Annotated in this window: 4 protein-coding genes; all 4 read right to left on the bottom strand. The window is 66.9% G+C overall.

Annotation, left to right across the window (positions count from 1 at the left end):
- Nucleotides 1-124: 124 nt before the first annotated feature.
- Nucleotides 125-874, bottom strand: coding sequence for a thioesterase II family protein (locus AC3WJP_RS11105; RefSeq protein WP_493721313.1), 750 nt, complete (start codon nt 872-874; stop codon nt 125-127).
- Nucleotides 875-884: 10 nt separating this feature from the next.
- Nucleotides 885-1,127: an MbtH family protein gene (locus AC3WJP_RS11100; RefSeq protein ID WP_493721312.1), complete on the bottom strand. Its 243-nt coding sequence runs from the start codon at nt 1,125-1,127 to the stop codon at nt 885-887.
- 176 nt (nt 1,128-1,303) lie between these two features.
- On the bottom strand, nt 1,304-2,701 hold the full coding sequence (locus AC3WJP_RS11095; RefSeq protein ID WP_493721311.1) for an aspartate aminotransferase family protein: 1,398 nt from the start codon (nt 2,699-2,701) through the stop codon (nt 1,304-1,306).
- A 456-nt stretch (nt 2,702-3,157) separates the two neighbouring features.
- On the bottom strand, nt 3,158-16,348 hold the full coding sequence (locus AC3WJP_RS11090; protein ID WP_493721310.1) for a non-ribosomal peptide synthase/polyketide synthase: 13,191 nt from the start codon (nt 16,346-16,348) through the stop codon (nt 3,158-3,160).
- Nucleotides 16,349-16,545 lie beyond the last annotated feature (197 nt).

Genomic DNA, 16,545 nt, shown 5'->3' with positions numbered 1-16,545 from the left:
GCGTCCTTGGTGATAGGAGGCGGGGCCAAAGCCCCCTGATACCTCACAAGAACGAAACAGCGACAGGCTGATTTAGCCTTTGCTCGACAGCGATAAAAACGGTGCCAGATCAGGGGCCGCCCCTTCACATCGTTGGCGATTCCAGCAGTGCCTCGCGCTCATATCGACGCAAATCCACCTCCAGATTGGCCTTCAACAAACGCAGCACCTTGGCCTCGTGCTCATGAATGAAGAAGTGCCCACCGGCCAGCATGTCCAGCGAAAAATTCGCCTGGCCTTCCAACTGCCAGGCCATCAGCTGCGCCTGGTTGGCCTTGTCTTCGGTACCCGCGAGCACATGCAGCGGGCAGTCCAAAGGTGGCCGGGCGCGATACTCATAGCGCCCGCACAGCAAGAAGTCCGCCCGCAGGACGGGCAAGATCAAGGCCATCAATTCGGCGTTGTCGAGCACCTCGGGCGGGGTGCCTTGCAGGTCGCGCAGCTCGGCCTTCAACTCGTCATCCGATTTGGGCTCGGCGAAGCCGCGGTCGTAGTCTTCGCGGCGGGTCGGTGCGGCCGTGCCGCTGGCAAACAGCGCCACCGGTTGCGGCGCGCCGAGTTCACCCAGGGCATGCACCAGCTCGAAGCCCAGCAAGGCGCCCAGACTGTGCCCGAACACGCCATAAGGGCCTTGGATGCGAGGCGCCAGCTCGCGGGCCAGTTGGCGCGCCAAGGCGTGCATGTCGGTCTGCAGCGCCTCGCCGAGGCGCGCGCCGCGGCCCGGCAGCTCCAGCGGCTGCACCTGCAGCCACTCGGGCAGCTTACGGCGCCAGCGGCTGTAGACCATGGCACTGGCCCCTGAATAGGGCAGGCAGAACAGTTGCATCGTTGCCATGGTCGGGGCCTCAGTGCACGGCTTGGTTCTCGCGCAGGCGCGCCTGTTCTTCCATGTGCTTGCGCAGGCTCAGGGGGCGCATGTCGGTCCAGACTTCTTCGATGTAGGCCAGGCAGTCCTTCTTGAAGCCGCTCTTGCCCACGGTGCGCCAGCCGTTGGGCACTTCCTTGTAGTCGGGCCAGATGGAGTACTGCTCTTCGTGGTTGACCACGACTTGAAAGAGGATGTCTTCGCGATCGAATACCGAGGTCATGGTGTTGCTCCTTGAGGTGGATGCGGCGCAGGGGCCGGGTTCAGTCAATACGAATGGCGCTGGCGAAAATTAAGTGCCACTCACCTGTAGCGAGGGGGCTTGCCCCCGAAAATCCTTCGGAGCACGCACAATCTGCGGGGGGGGGGGCTGCCATTTTTCGGGGGCAAGCCCCCTCGCTACAGGGTTGTGGGGGTTGCGGCAGCCACGGCTTTGGCGAAGATCCGCGCCACCTCGTCGATCTGTTCGGCGGTGATGATCAGCGGCGGCAGGAAGCGCACCACGCTGCTGTGGCGCCCGCCCACTTCGATGATCAGCCCGCGCTGGAGGCACTCGCGCTGGATGCGGCTGGCCAGAGCGGTGTTGGCCGCAGGGTGGCCAAGGGGATCGAGGTCGGCGTGGGGGTCGATGATCTCGACGCCGAGCATCAGCCCGCGGCCGCGCACGTCGCCCATTTGCGGCACGCGTTTTTGCAGCGCCAGCAGCTGGCTGCGCAGGCGCTGGCCCATATGGGCGGCGTGGTCGACCAACTGCTGTTCTTCGATGTAGCGAATCACCGCGGAGCCGGCGGCCATGGCCATCTGGTTGCCTCGGAAGGTGCCGGCGTGGGCGCCGGGTTGCCAGGTGTCGAGCCAGTCCTGGTAGACCATCACCGCCAGCGGCAGGCTGCCACCGATGGCCTTGGACAGCACCACCACGTCGGGGACGATGTGCGCGTGCTCGAAGGCGAACAACTTGCCGGTGCGGCCGAAGCCGGTCTGAATCTCATCGACGATCAGCGGGATGCCGGCCTTGGCGGTGATCTCGCGCACGCCGCGCAGCCACATGTCGGCCGCCGGGACCACACCGCCCTCGCCTTGCACCACTTCCAGAATCACCCCGGCCGGAGCCTGTACGCCACTTTCCGGATCGTTGAGCAGGTTGCGCAGGTAACGCAGGTTGACTTCGACCCCCGGCACGCCGCCAAGGCCGAAGGGGCAGCGGTAGTCGTAGGGAAATGGCATGAACTGCACGCCCTGGCTGACCATCGAGCCCAGGGGCGTCTTGGCCTTGAGGTTGCCCATCAGGCTCAAGGCGCCCTGGCTCATGCCGTGATAGCCGCCGTGGAAGGCCAGAATGGTGCTGCGCCCGGTGGCCATGCGCACCAGCTTGAGGGCCGCTTCGACGGCATCGGTGCCGGTGGGGCCGGTGAACTGGATCTTGGCCTTGTGGGCGAACGACGGCGGCAGCGCGGCGAACAGGTCCTGCACGAAGCGATCCTTGACCGGGGTGCTGAGGTCGAGGGTGTGCAGCGGCAGTTCGTCGTCGAGCACCTGGCGAATGGCGTCGATGACCACCGGGTGGTTGTGGCCCAGCGCCAGGGTGCCGGCGCCAGCCAGGCAATCGATGAAGGTGCGGCCTTCGACGTCTTCGACATGGATGCCCCGAGCGCGCTTGAGCGCCAGCGGCAGGCGGCGTGGATAGCTGCGCGCGTTGGACTCCTGCTGCTGCTGCCGGACGAGGATGGGGCTGTCCTCGAAGTGGTAGTCCTTGTCCGCTTCGTGGGCGATGGGGCTTTCGGCTAACACTGTGCTCATGGTTGTGCTCCTGAAAGAGAAGTTAAAAAGCCGAGGAATCTATTCAACACTTACCCTGTGGTGAGGGGGCTTGCTCCCGATGGCTGTGTGTCAGCCATGCAGGTGGCGCTGATACGCCCCATCGGGAGCAAGCCCCCTCGCCACAGGGCTTGCTCCCGATGGCGGTGTGTCAGCCGAGCAGATGGCGCTGATACGCCCTATCGGGGGCAAGCCCCCTCGCTACAGGGTTATTCGTCACAATGCCTCCAGGCGGGCCATCAGGTCGTCGATGTGGCTGACCTTCTGTTCCGTCAGGGCGCTGCCTTCGAGTATCAGCGCCACCTGCACAGCTGACACGCCGCTATCGGGGGCAAACCCTGTAGCGAGGGGGCTTGCCCCCGATAGGGCGTGTCAGCGCCATCTGCACGGCTGATACACCGCTATCGGGGGCAAGCCCCCTCACCACAGGGGTATTCGTCACAAAGCCTCCAGGCGGGCCATCAGGTCGTCGATGCGGCTGACCTTCTGTTCCGTCAGGGCGCTGCCTTCGAGGCTGTCGATATAGCGCGCCAGTTCCTGCACGGTGCTGCACTCGAACATCGCCCGCAGCGGCACACTGCGCTGCAAGGTCTGTTGCACCTTGGAGGCGATCTGCGTGGCCAGCAGCGAGTGGCCGCCGAGGTCGAAAAAGTTGTCGGTGACGCCGACCCGTGACGCACCCAGCACCTCCCCCCAGATCTGCGCCAGCGTCTGCTCCAGCTGGCTGGCGGGCGCCACATAGTGCTGCGTGGCGCTGAAATCCAGGGCCGGCAACGCCTTGCGATCGAGCTTGCCGTTGGCGTTGAGCGGCAGCTGCGCGAGGGCCTGCCAATGACGCGGCACCATGTAGTCCGGCAGGCTCTGGCTCAGATGCGCCTTGAGCGCGTCCCAGTCCGGGCTGGCCTCATCGCTCACTACATAGCCCACCAGGTACTGACCGGTGGCGTTGCTCTGGGCCGCCACCGCCGCATCGCGCAGCGCCGGCCATTCATGCAGGCGCGCTTCGATCTCGCCCAGCTCGATACGGTAGCCGCGAATCTTGACCTGATGATCGACCCGGCCTACGTACTCCAGCACGCCATCGAGGCCCCGCTGGGCCAGGTCGCCACTGCGATACAGACGCTCGCCGGCAGCGCCGAACGGGTCGGGCAGGAAGCTCGCCGCGGTGCGCGCCGGGTCGCCCAGATAACCGCGCCCTACCCCGGTACCGGCAATGAACAGCTCGCCCTGAGCCAGCAGCGCGACGCTGTCCAGGTCATCGCCGAGCACATACAAACGGTTGTTGTCGGTGGCGCTGCCGATGGGCAGATAGCTGCCGGCGCTGGACGCCGCGTCGACGCGAAACAGCGCCACGTCATCGGCGCACTCCGCCGGGCCATAGGCATTCACCAGCGCCACGGCGGGGTAACGCTGCAGCCACTGGCGCGCCAGCGCTGGTGGCATCGCTTCGCCGGTGGGCAGCAGCCAGCGCAGCCCGGTCAGGTCAGTCGGCGCTTCGGCCAGCAAGCCCTGAATCAAAGACGGCACGCTCTCCAGCACACTGATGCCGGTGTCGCGCACGTGACGCAACAGAGCGGCCGGATCATGGGCGATGGCATCCGGGACGATCTCGATGCGCGCGCCGCAGAGCGCCGCAGCGAGGAACTGCCACACGGAAATGTCGAAGCCCTGGGAGGCGGTCTGGGCGATCACGTCGTGCTCGTCCAGCGCCAGGTACGGGACCTTGCTCAACTGGTTGTTGAGCATGCCGGCCTGATGCACGGCCACGCCCTTGGGGACGCCCGTGGAGCCGGAGGTGTAGATCACGTACGCGAGGTGCTGGCCGGTCACGGTAATTCCCGGTGCCGCGACAGCGCCCTGCCCTTGCTGCACCGCGTCCCACACCAGCAGCCGTGGCCGAGCGGCGCAACTCAGTTCGTCGAGCAACTGCTCGGCCTGCCCACGGCACGCCGCACTGCACACCAGCACCGGCGCGGCGCTGACCTCGACGATACGCGCCAGACGCCGTTGCGGATGGGCCGGGTCCAGCGGCACATAACCGGCGCCGGCCTTGAGGCTGCCGACGATCATGCCCAGCAACGGCAAGCCGCGCTCGGCCAGCAAGGCCACGGGCTGATCGGGCCGCACCCCGGCCGCCAGCAGCGCGTGAGCGAGGCGATTGGCGTAACGATCGAGTTCGGCGTACCGCCATTGCTCACCCAGGCAAGCCGCGACGATGCGCTCGGGATGGGCCGCAACCTGCGCCTCGAACAAGGGCACATAGCCGTGCTGCAGGGGATAGTCGTGGGCCGTCCGATTGCAGTCTTCGATCAGGAAGCGTTGTTCGTCGCCAGCCAGCAACGGCAGCGCCGAGACGTCCTGTTCGAAGCCATCGACCAGCGCCAGCAGCAGGCGCTGGAAGTCCCCGAGCAGGCGCTCGATGGTCGCCGCCTCGAAGAAGCGCCGGTCATAGGACAGGTGCAGGCCGAGGTCGTCGCCCGGATAGCAGACCACCGTCAGCGGGTAGTTGGTGTGGGTGCGCCCGGACTCGGAACGGGCGTTGAGGCTCTGGGCGCCTTGCAGCACGGTGGCGTCCACCGGCGCGTTCTCGAACACGAACAGACTGTCGAACAGCGGCTGGCCCTTGGGCAGTTCGCTGCATTCCTGAATGCTCACCAGCGGCAGGTGCTCGTGCTCGCGCAATTCGAGGTTGCGCTCGAACAACTGCTGCAGCCAGCCACGCACGCTCAGTGCCTGGCCGACGTCCGGCATCGGCACCCGCAGCGGGATGCTGTTGATGAACAGCCCGACGCACTGCTGCATCTGCGGCAGGCTGGCCGGACGTCCGGCCACGGTGACGCCGAACAGCACGTCGCGCTCGCCGCTGTAGCGGCGCAGCACCAGGGCCCAGGCCGCCTGGGCGAAGGTGTTGACGGTGAGTTGATGACGCTGGGCCAGTTCCCGCAGGCGCGCTCCCTGCTCGGGTTGCAGGCGGCTATATAGATCACCGACTTGCATGCCGCCGTTGTCGTGCAGGATCGGCCGGTCACTGGGGATCGGCGTCGGTCGAGCGAAGCCCGCCAGTGTTTCGCGCCAGTAGCGTTGCGACGGTTCCAGGCCCTGATGGTGCAGCCAGGCGATGAACTCGCGGTAGCGCGGCGGCGTGCTCAGCTGCGCCTCGACGCGCTGCTCCAGCGCCTGGTAGATGGCCATGAAGTCGCCCATCAAAATCGAACGGCACCAGGCATCGATGAGGATGTGGTGGTTGCTCATGATGAACCAGTGCCGCTCGGCTGCCAGGCGGATCAGGCGCAGGCGCAGCGGCGGCCGCTCGAGCAAGGCGAAGCCGGCCAGGCGCTCCTCTTCGAGCAGTTGCTGCAGGCGCGCTTGATGGCCGTCGGCGGGCAGCGCGCTCCAATCGAGGAACTCCACGCCGTCGCCGTCGCCGCGATGAATCACCTGCAGCATCTGCTCGCCGGCGTTCCAGCTGAACGACGCGCGCAGGGCTTCATGGCGCGCCACCACCGCGCGCCAGGCACGGTCGAAACGCTCGACGTCCAGGGCGCTGTCGAGGGTGTAGCGGTCCTGCATGAAGTAGATGCCGGTGCCCGGTTCCAGCAGGGTGTGCAGCAGCAGGCCCTCCTGCATCGGCGTCAGCGGGAACACATCCTCGATGGCGTTGAACGGCAGTGGCAAGGCATCGAGCTGGGCTTGATCGAGGTGCGCCAGGGGGAAGTCCGACGGCGTCACGCCACCGCTCTGCGGTTGCAGGCAGTGCTCGATCAGCGCGACCAGGTTGCTGCGGTAGGCCTCGGCGAGTTGCGTGATGGTCCGAGGGGTGAACAGCTGCTGGCTGAAGGTCCAGCGCAGGGTCAACTGGCCGCCGTAGACCTGGCCATCGACGCTCAACCAGTTGGGCAGCTCGGCGTCACTGGCGTGCTGGGCGCCGCCGGCTTCCAGCAGCGGGCGCAACAGGGCGTCGTCGGTGAAGCCCTGATCGAACTGGCCCAGGTAGTTGAAGGTGATGCGCGCTGCGGGTAAGGCGGCCATGGCCTGGCGGCTGGCGTCGTCGGCCAGATAGCGCAGCACGCCATAGCCGAGGCCCTTGTGCGGCACGCTGCGCAGGTGCTCCTTGATGGCCTTGAGGCTGTCGCCGATGCCGGCGGCGGGCGTCAGGCGCAGCGGGTAGGCGCTGGTGAACCAGCCGACGCTGCGGCTCAGGTCCAGCTCGTCGAACAGCGCTTCGCGGCCGTGGCCTTCCAGCTGCACCAGGGCCGAGGGCTGGCCGGTCCAGGCGCACAATGTGGTTGCCAGGGCGCTGAGCAGCAGGTCTTCGGTGCGCGCGCGATAGGCTTGCGGGGCCTGGTGCAACAGGCGTCGGGTGCTCTCTGCGTCCAGTGTGAGGCTGACGCTGCTGGCGTCGCACTCCAGGTTGGCAGTCTCGTGATAGTCCCTGGGCAACTCGCCGTCGGTACCGTGCAGCTGGGTTTGCCACCAGCTCAGCTCCTCGCGCAGCGACTCGCTGCTGGCGTAGCTGTGCAGCCGTTGCGCCCAGTCGCGCAGAGAGCTGGTCTTGGCCGGCAGCTGCGCTGCCTGGCCTTGCTCCAGCTGGCGATAGACCTGCTGCAGGTCTTCCAGCAGCAGCCGCCACGACACGCCATCCACGGCCAGGTGATGGATCACCAGCAGCAAGCGCTCCGGGCTTCCGGGGATCAGCACCGCGCGCAGCAACGGGCCTTGCTGCAAGTCGAGGCTCTGTTGCGCCTGCTCGAACAGTGCCAGGCGCTGCTCGGCGCTGCTCGCCTCGCGGACCCAAAGCAGGGTCTGCTCGCTATCGAGCGGGCGATAGTGCGCCTGCCAAGGCCCGCCTTTGCCGCCGTGCATGAAGCTCAGGCGCAGGGCATCGTGATGCACCTGCAGGGCCTGCAACGCCTGCTCCAGCAGGACTGGCTGCAGTGGCTGGGTGCTTTGCAACAGCACCGACTGGTTCCAGTGCTGCGGCGCGGCCAGGTGCTGCTCGAAGAACCAGTGCTGAATGGGCGTGAGCGCCGTGGCGCCGGTCACCGGGCCCTGATCGATACTCAGGCGCTCGCTCAGGGTCGAAGCGGCGGCGAGCGTGCGCACGCTCTGGTGCTGGAACAGGTCCTTGGCACTGAAATGAATGCCCAGCTGACGGGCACGGCTGACCACCTGGATCGACAGAATCGAATCACCGCCGAGGGCGAAGAAGTTGTCGTCGATGCCCACTTGCGCCACGCCGAGCACCGCCTGCCAGACGTCGGCGAGGCCACGCTCGATGGCGTTGCTCGGCGCCTGATAAGCCTCTTGCGCCGCGCTGGCTTCAGGGGCCGGCAAGGCGCGGCGGTCGAGCTTGCCGTTGGCGGTCAGCGGGAAACGCTCCAGCACCAGCAAGTGCGCCGGCACCATGTGCTCGGGCAAGCCACTGTGCAGATGGGCCTTGAGCACCTCGCGCAGCGTCGCCGGATCCTGCCCCGGTTCGGCCAGCAGATAACCGACCAATTGCTTGGCCGACGGTCCGTCCAGCGCCAGCACCACGGCTTCGCGCACGGCGTCGTGGGCCAGCAGACGCGCTTCGATTTCCCCCAGCTCGATACGGAAACCACGGACCTTGACCTGTTGATCGATACGACCGAGGTACTCCAGCTGACCATCGGTGCGCTGGCTGACCAGATCGCCGGTGCGGTACAGGCGGCCACCGCCTTGCTCGTCGAAAGGGTCGGCGACGAAGCGCTCGGCACTCAGGCCCGCACGCTCGTGATATCCCCGGGCGAGGCCATAGCCGCCCACATACAGTTCGCCTGTTGCGCCGGCCGGCAACTGCGCCAGGTCGGCGTCCAGCACATACAGTTGGCGCGCGCCGACCACGCTGCCGATCGGCACGCTGCTGGCCTGCGCAGGCAGCACGTGCGGCACCGCGCAGGCCATGGGCATGACCACGGTTTCGGTGGGGCCGTAGGCGTTGAACAGGGTCTGCGGGGCGAAGCTGTCGCGCAGCGCGTGCAGGTGCTCCGGGGTCAGGGCTTCGCCGCCGGTGATGCACAGGCGCACCGGCAGGCGCTGGTGACGACTGCGCAGCCACTGCGCCAACTGACCGCCGTAACTCGGGGTGAAGCCGAGGACGTTGATGCGCCGCTCACGGATCAGCTCGCAGATCGCCTCGGCGTCCCACTGGCCTTGCTCGCGCAGCACCACTTCGGCGCCGAACAGCAAGGGCACCAGCAGGCGCTCGCTGGCGGCGTCGAAGTTGATCGAGTAGAAGTGCAGTTCACGGTCGGCCGAGGTGGTTTCGAACAAGCGCCCTACCGCCAGGCAATGCATGGCCAGCGGCCCTTGTTCGACCGCCACGCCCTTGGGCAGGCCGGTGGAGCCGGAGGTGTAGATCATGTAGGCCAGGTGCTGCGGGGCGCTGCGCTCTGGCAGATCGTCACTTGGGTAGTCCGCCAGTGTTGTGCGCTCGTGTTCCAGGCACCAGGCCTGCACGGTGGTCGGCAACGGCGCCAGTTGGCTGAACAGCTCGTCATGGCCGAGCAGCACGGCGATGCCGCTGTCTTCGATCATGTAGCGCAGGCGTTCGTGGGGGTATTCCGGGTCGAGCGGCACATAGGCGCCACCGGCCTTGAGCACCGCCAGCAGGCCGACCACCAGGTCCAGCGAGCGGCGCAGGGCCAGGCCGACGCGAACTTCCGGGCCGACGCCCAGCTCGATCAGGCGATGGGCCAGGCGGTTCGCTTGAGCGTTGAGTTGCGCGTACGTCAGGGACTGCCCGGCGCAGGTCACGGCCAGGCCGTCAGGGGTGGCCTGGGCCTGGCGCTGGAACAACGCGTGAACACTGGCCGGCACACTGTCGAGCACCGCGCCGCGGCCGCTGGCGAGCAATGCCTGGCGCTCGCCGGCACTGAGAAGCGGCAACTCGCTGAGGCGTTGCTCGGGCGCCGCGAGCATGCCGCGCAACAGGCGCTGCCAGTGCTCGGCCATGGTTTCGATACGCACGGCGTCGAACAGGTCGGTGCTGTAGGTCAGGCAGCAACGCAGCTGCGCGTCGAAGTCGGTGACCTCCAGGTTGAGGTCGAACTTGGTCGCCCGTGCATCGTTGACCAGGTAGTCGACCTGCACGCCACCGGCCAGCTCGCGCTGCTGCTGGAACTCCCAGCGCTGGACGTTGCACATCACCTGGAACAACGGATTCCAGGCCGCGCTGCGTGGCGGCTGCAGGGCTTCGACCAGGTGATCGAAGGGCACGTCCTGATGGGACTGGCCATCGATCGCCACCTGGCGCACCTGGGCCAGCAGCTCGCTGACGGTCATCTGCCCATGGGGGCGGATGCGCAGCACCTGGGTGTTGAGAAACGCACCGATCAGGCCTTCGCTTTCCGGACGAATGCGGTTGGCCAGGGGCACGCCGATGCGCAGGTCGTCCTGGCCGCTGTAGCGATACAACAGCACCGCCAGCGCAGCGCTCATGGTCATGAACAGGGTCAGGCCGCGTTCGCTGTTGAAGCGCGCGACCCGGCTGGCCAGTTCGGCGTCCAGATCGAAGCGATGCAGTTCGCCGCGATGGCTCTGCACGGCGGGTCGCGGACGGTCACTGGGCAGCGCCAGCAAGGGTTGCTCACCGCCCAGTTGCTCGCGCCAGTAATCGAGCTGGCGCTGCATCTCGCCACCTTCGAGCCACTGGCGGTGCCAATGGCTGTAGTCGAGGTACTGCACCGGCAGCGGCGCCAGCGGTGATTCGCGCCCGTCGACAAAGGCGGCGTACAACGCGGACAGCTCGCGGGCGAAGATGTCCATCGCCCAGCCTTCAGTAACGATGTGGTGCAGGGTCAGCAGCAGGTGATGCTCGTGCTCGGCGCTTTTGGCCAGGCAGACGCGCAGCAGCGGCCCGGTTTCCAGATCGAAGGGCGCGTGGGCTTGCGCCTCGGCCAGATGCTGGAGGGCGGCCTGGCGCTGCGCCTCGGGCTCGGCGGACAGGTCCAGCCACTGCAAGGCCACGTCGGATTGGCTCGACACCTGCTGCCACGGCTTGCCGTCTTGCGCCGGGAAGGTGGTGCGCAGGCTTTCGTGGCGCTGGATCAGCGCCTGCAAGGCATGCTCCAGGCTGTCGACATCCAGCGCGCCGCGCAACCGTGCCATGCCGCCGACGTTGTACGCTGGACTCTGCGGGTCGAGTTGCCAGAGGAACCACATGCGCTGCTGGGAGAACGACAAGGCCACGCGCTGGCGGCGGTCGACCCGCTCTATGACACCCTGCCCGTCGATTCGACCCTCGTCTCGAGCGCGAGCCACCCAGGCGGCGAAATCCACCAGCCGCCGCGATTCGAACAGCGCGCGCAACGGCAGCTCGACCGCGAACGCCTGGCGAGCGCGGGAGACGATGCGCGTGGCCAGCAGCGAGTGGCCGCCGAGTTCGAAGAAGTCATCGTCGAGGCCGATGCGCTCCAGTTCCAGGACTTCGGCCCAGATGGCGGCCAGTGTGCTTTCCAACTCGCTACGGGGGGCGCGGTACGTCCGGGTCAGTGCTTCGGGCTGCGGCAAGGCGCGGCGATCGAGCTTGCCAGCCGGGCTCAGGGGCAAGGCTGGCAGGCGCAGGATATGGGCCGGGATCATCGCCTCGGGCAGCAGTTGCAGAAGGGCTGCGCGGATGCGGGTAGCCAGGGCGGTATCGGGCTCATCGCGCTCGGCCACCAGATAGGCCAGCAATTGCCCGCCACCGACGCCGTCGCCGAGGATCACCGCGGCCTGCCGGACACCGGGTTGTTCGAGCAGGGCGTTACGGATTTCTTCCAGTTCGATGCGCACGCCGCGCAGTTTGACTTGTTGGTCGAGGCGGCCCAGGTACTCCAGGGCGCCGTCGCCGCGCCAGCGCGCCAGATCGCCGCTGCGGTACAGCCGGCCACCGCCCTCGGCAGGCAGGAAACGCTCGGCGGTGAGGCCAGGCTTGCCGAGATAGCCGCGGGCCAGGCCAGAGCCGCCCAGCAGCAGCTCGCCTTGGGCGCCGATGGGGGCGAGCTGCCAGTCGCTGTCGCGGATCTGGGTCAGCACATTGCTCAGCGGGCGGCCGATGGGGATTCTGACCGAGGTTGCGTGGCGGTCTTGAGGGCCTCTTCGTTGGCAAGCCCTGCTCCCACAACTGTCCGCCTCAGGACCCGCACGCCCAGTGAAAGCAGGGCTCCCACAACCGTCCGCCACAGCACCCGCACGCCCTGTGGGAACAAGGCTTGCCCGCGAAGAGGCCGGCACTGCTTGCCCAGAATCACCCGTCAGACACCGCCAGTGCGTCACATTGATCGCCGTTTCCGTCGGCCCATAACGGTTGTGCAGCGCCACCTGGGGCAGACGCTCGTGGACGCGACGGCACAGATCGGCAGGCAACACTTCACCCCCGCTGAACAACAAGCGCAGGCTGCTGCACTCACCCACCAGGCCTTCATCGACGAACAACTGCAGCAATGGCGGCACGAAGTGCACCGCTGTCACCCCGTGCTCGCGCACCAGCGCCACCAGCCGTTGCGGATCGCGGTGTTCATCCTGACCGGCCAGCACCAGGCGGCTGCCGGCGATCAACGGCAACAGGCATTCCCACAGCGACACATCGAAACTCAAAGGCGCTTTTTGCAGCAATACGTCCATGCCATCGATGGCGTACTCGCGCTGCATCCACTCCAACCGCTCGGCCAGCGCCCCGTGGGTGCAGCCCACCGCTTTCGGGCGCCCGGTGGAGCCGGAGGTGTAGATGATGTAAGCCAGGTTATCGGCGTGCAGGGCCAGCGGCGGTGCAGCCACCGGGGTTTGCAGCAGCGCCTCGTCCAACACCCCATCGAGCGGCAAGGTCGCGCAGCTGTCCGGCACCGCGAAGGCTTGCAGCACCTGGGCCTGGCCGAGCAACAGGACAATGCCGCTGTCTTCGAGCATGAACGCCAGACGCTCGCGCGGATAATCCGGGTCGAGCGGCACGTAAACGCCACCGGCCTTGACGATCGCCAGCAGCGCTACCATCTGCTCCAGCGAACGCTCGGCCAGCATCCCGACCCGTACTTCCGGGCCGATACCTCGCGCGCGCAGGTGCTGGGCCAGATGATTGGACAGCTGCTCCAGTGCGCTGTAGGTCAAGGTCCGCGCGCCGAACAGCAGGGCGATCTCGTCCGGGGTAGTCAGCACCTGCTCCTGTAGCCGTTGCGCCAGCAACCAGCTCGGTGCCGGTTGCGGATTGTTGCCCCAGGCTTGCAGCTGTCGTGCCTGGTCGCCGGTCAGTGCCGGCAACTCGTCGAGCGGCGTGTGCGGCTGCGCGCAGAGCTGCTCCAGCAGCGCGACGAACTGCCCGGCGAGGCGTTCGAGTGTCGCGCGTTCGAACAGCTGCGTAGCGTAGTCGAACGACAAGCGGATACGCCCCTGCTGATCCTGTTCGCTGTGCAATTGCAGATCGTACTTGGCCTCACGGCTGTGCCAAGGCAGCTCTTCGGCGAACAGACCCGGCAGACGGCGCAAGGCGCTGGTGTCGCGCTGCAGATGGTTGAACATCACCTCGAAACCGGCATCGTCGCCCAGCGCCGCATGCACCTGCTGATAGTCCAGCTGCCCATGCGCCTGAGCCTCCAGCACACTCGTGCGCACCGCTGCCAGCAAGTGCTCGAACGGCTGTCGGGTATCGATCTGCGCGCGCAGCACCTGGGTGTTGATCAAAAACCCCACCAGCCCTTGGCTATGCCGATGCTGACGATTGGCATTGGGCACGCCGACGCGGATATCGGTCTGCCCGCTGTAGCGGTGCAGTAGCAGTTGCCAGGCGGCCAGCAGCAGCATGAAGGTGCTGGCGCCGTGGGCTCTGCCGAGTGCCTGCAAGCGTTCGCCGAGGTCCGCGGGCAGGTTGAGGCTCAGGCGTTCGGCGGGCGATGGTTGAGCACCGCGAGGATGATCCAGCGGCAAGGCCAGGGGCTCGCGTTCGCCGCCCAAGGTGGCGCGCCAGTACTGCAGTTCGCGAGTCGCGGTTGCACTGTCGACCGGCCGCTCCTGCCGCCAGGCCGCGTAGTCGCTGTGATTCATCGGCAGTGGCGCGAGTCGCGGCGTTGTGTCGCCGCTGCTGAACGCGGCATACATCCGGGCGAACTCGTCGAGCAGAATGCCGAACGACCAGCCATCGGCAATGATGTGATGCACCGTCACCAGCAGCAGATGATCCTGCTCGTCGAGGCGGATCAGCCGCACGCGCAGCAAGGGCCCGCGTTCGAGGTCGAAGGGGTTGGCGGCTTCGTGGTTCTGCAGCGTTTGGACGTCTTGCGCAGTGCCGCTGAGGTCGTCGTAGTGCAGCGCCCAATCGCTGCCGTCGACCAGGCGTTGATAGCCGCTGTCGCCCTGTTGATAGAAGCGTGTGCGCAGCGCTTCGTGGCGCTGGACCAGGGCCGCGAAGGCACGAGTCAGGGCCAGGCGATCAAGCTCGCCGCGCAGGCGCAGGCCACCGGGGATGTTGTAGGCCGGGCTGGCGGGTTGCAGCTGCCAGAGGAGCCACAAACGGCTTTGCGCGAGGGTTTGCGGTAGCGGTTGATCGCTGTTGCGAGGTGCTTGTTGCAGGGCGGCCAGCGGGCTTTCACAGCCCAGCGCTTGCACTGCGGCTGTGAACGCCTCAAGGTCGGCGGCGCTGTAGAGGGTTTGCAGTTCGAGGTCGATGGCCAGCTCATCGCGTAGCGCGGCGATCATCTGAATCGCCTGGATGGAGTTGCCGCCCTGGGCGAAAAAGCTCGCGCCGGACTCCAGCGCCGCGATCTTGAGGTGCTCGCGCCACAGCCGGGCGATCCGCTCGGGCACAGGCTCGGTGGCGGCGGTATTCGCCACCTCGGCAAGGGGCTCGTCCCGCTGCCATTGCGCCACGCAGGGCAAGGTGCCTGCGCGCCACTGCGCCGCGCAGGCCGAACGCTGCAGCTTGCCGCTGGAGGTCTTGGGCAAGCTGCCGGGATCGAGCAGCAGCACCACAGCCGGGGCCTCGTGATGAACCGCGGCGACCTCGGCGCGGATGGCGGCGATCAACTCATCGGTCGAGTGCTGCTTTTGCACGCGACGGCTGATTTCGGCGGCGATGCCGAACGCTTCCTCCCTGTAGTGAGGGGGCTTGCCCCCGATTGCGTCGGTGGCGGTGACGGCGCCCGGCAGGTCGGGCCCATCGGGGGCAAGCCCCCTCGCTACAGGAATCGCGAACACCGCCACCCTGCCCTTGCGCACCGCCTCGATACGGGTCTCGACGGTGCGCTCGATATCCTGCGGATACAGATTCTGCCCACGAATGATCAGCATGTCCTTGATGCGCCCGCTCACATACAACTGGCCATCGTGGAGGAAGCCCAGATCGCCCGTACGCAACCAGGTGCTGCCGTCACGCTGGACAAAAGCCTTGGCGCTGGCCTCGGGGTTACGCCAGTAGCCTTGGGCGACACTGGGCCCGCTGCAGCAGATTTCGCCCACGCCGTCATCGGCCAGCGCCTCACCGGTCAAGGCATCGATGATCATCAGCGGATGCTCGGGCTGCGGCCAACCGCAGCTCATCAAGCGCACGCCGTGGCCGACCTTGGCCTGATGCCGGGCCAGAGCGGCGGCGTCCAGTTGCAGCGAATCGATGCCCTGCCCCGGACGGCTGCCGGTCACGAACAGGGTCGCCTCGGCCAAGCCGTAGCTGGCCAGGTAGGCATTGGCATCGAAACCACACGCGCCGAAGCGCTTGGCGAAGTCCTGCAGGCTGTCCTGGCGAATCAGCTCCGAGCCAGAGAACGCCACGCGCCAGTGGCTCAAGTCGAGCCCAGTGAGCTTGTTGTCGGCGATGCGCTCGACGCACAAGCGATAGGCGAAATCCGGCCCACCGCTGATGGTGCCCTTGAAGCGACTGATCGCGTCGAGCCAGCGCAACGGCCGTTCAAGGAAATACTGCGGCGCCATCAACACCACCGGCACCCCACTGTAGATGCCCTGCAGCAGCCCGCCGATCAAACCCATGTCGTGGTAGAGCGGCAGCCAGCTGACGATCACGTCGTCGGCGTCGATTGCGTAGCCCTGGCGAATCAGCCAGGCGTTTGCTTCCAGATTGCCGTTGCTGACCTGCACGCCTTTGGGGGTGGCGGTCGAGCCGGAGGTGTATTGGAGGAAGGCGATGTCCTGCGCGCGCGAGCCAGTGCCGTCCCACCGCTCGCCCTGCTCGGTATCGATCTCATCGACCGCCAGCAGCGCCGGCAGGCTGGCGTCACCTGGCAGCGTCAGCTCGCTCAGCGCTGGCAGCAACTGCGCGGTGGTGAGGATCAGGCCCGGCTCGGCATCGTCGAGGATCGACAACAGGCGATCCAGATGCTGCGGGCGCATCGACTCCGGAGGATAGGCCGGCACGGCGATCACCCCGGCATACAGACAGGCGAAGAACGCTGCGACGTAATCCGGACCACTGGGCAACAGTAACAGCGCGCGCTCACCGGCTTGTGTCCGTTGCACAAGGGCGGCGGCAATGGCACGGGCGCGGCTGTCGAGTTGCCCGTAGGTGAGCACCAGGCCGTCGTCGCTGCGGCCATCGAGGAAGCGCAGGGCCGGCTCATCCGCCCGTGTTGCGGCATGACGCAGCAGTGCGTGAGCCAGGGAAGTCGGGCGTTCGAAGAAGTTGGCCATCGCGGTACCTGTCCTCAGATCCATGGGTGCGAAGCGCGCTGACCGGGAGCGGCCAGCGGTATTTTCATGGAGGTGAATACGGGTGGGGCGTAGGGAAAATTAGGGGAATGGACTTGCACCTAATTTCACGGGATTGATTTCATGCGCGTTCACCGGCTGACCTAGTCGCTGCCTGCAGAGTGGATGAGGGGCGTGGC

It is taken from the genome of Pseudomonas sp. GW821-FHT01A09 (assembly GCF_058986725.1).
Note: the sequence above shows the minus strand (reverse complement) of the source record. Positions and strands in the feature narration are given on the sequence as shown.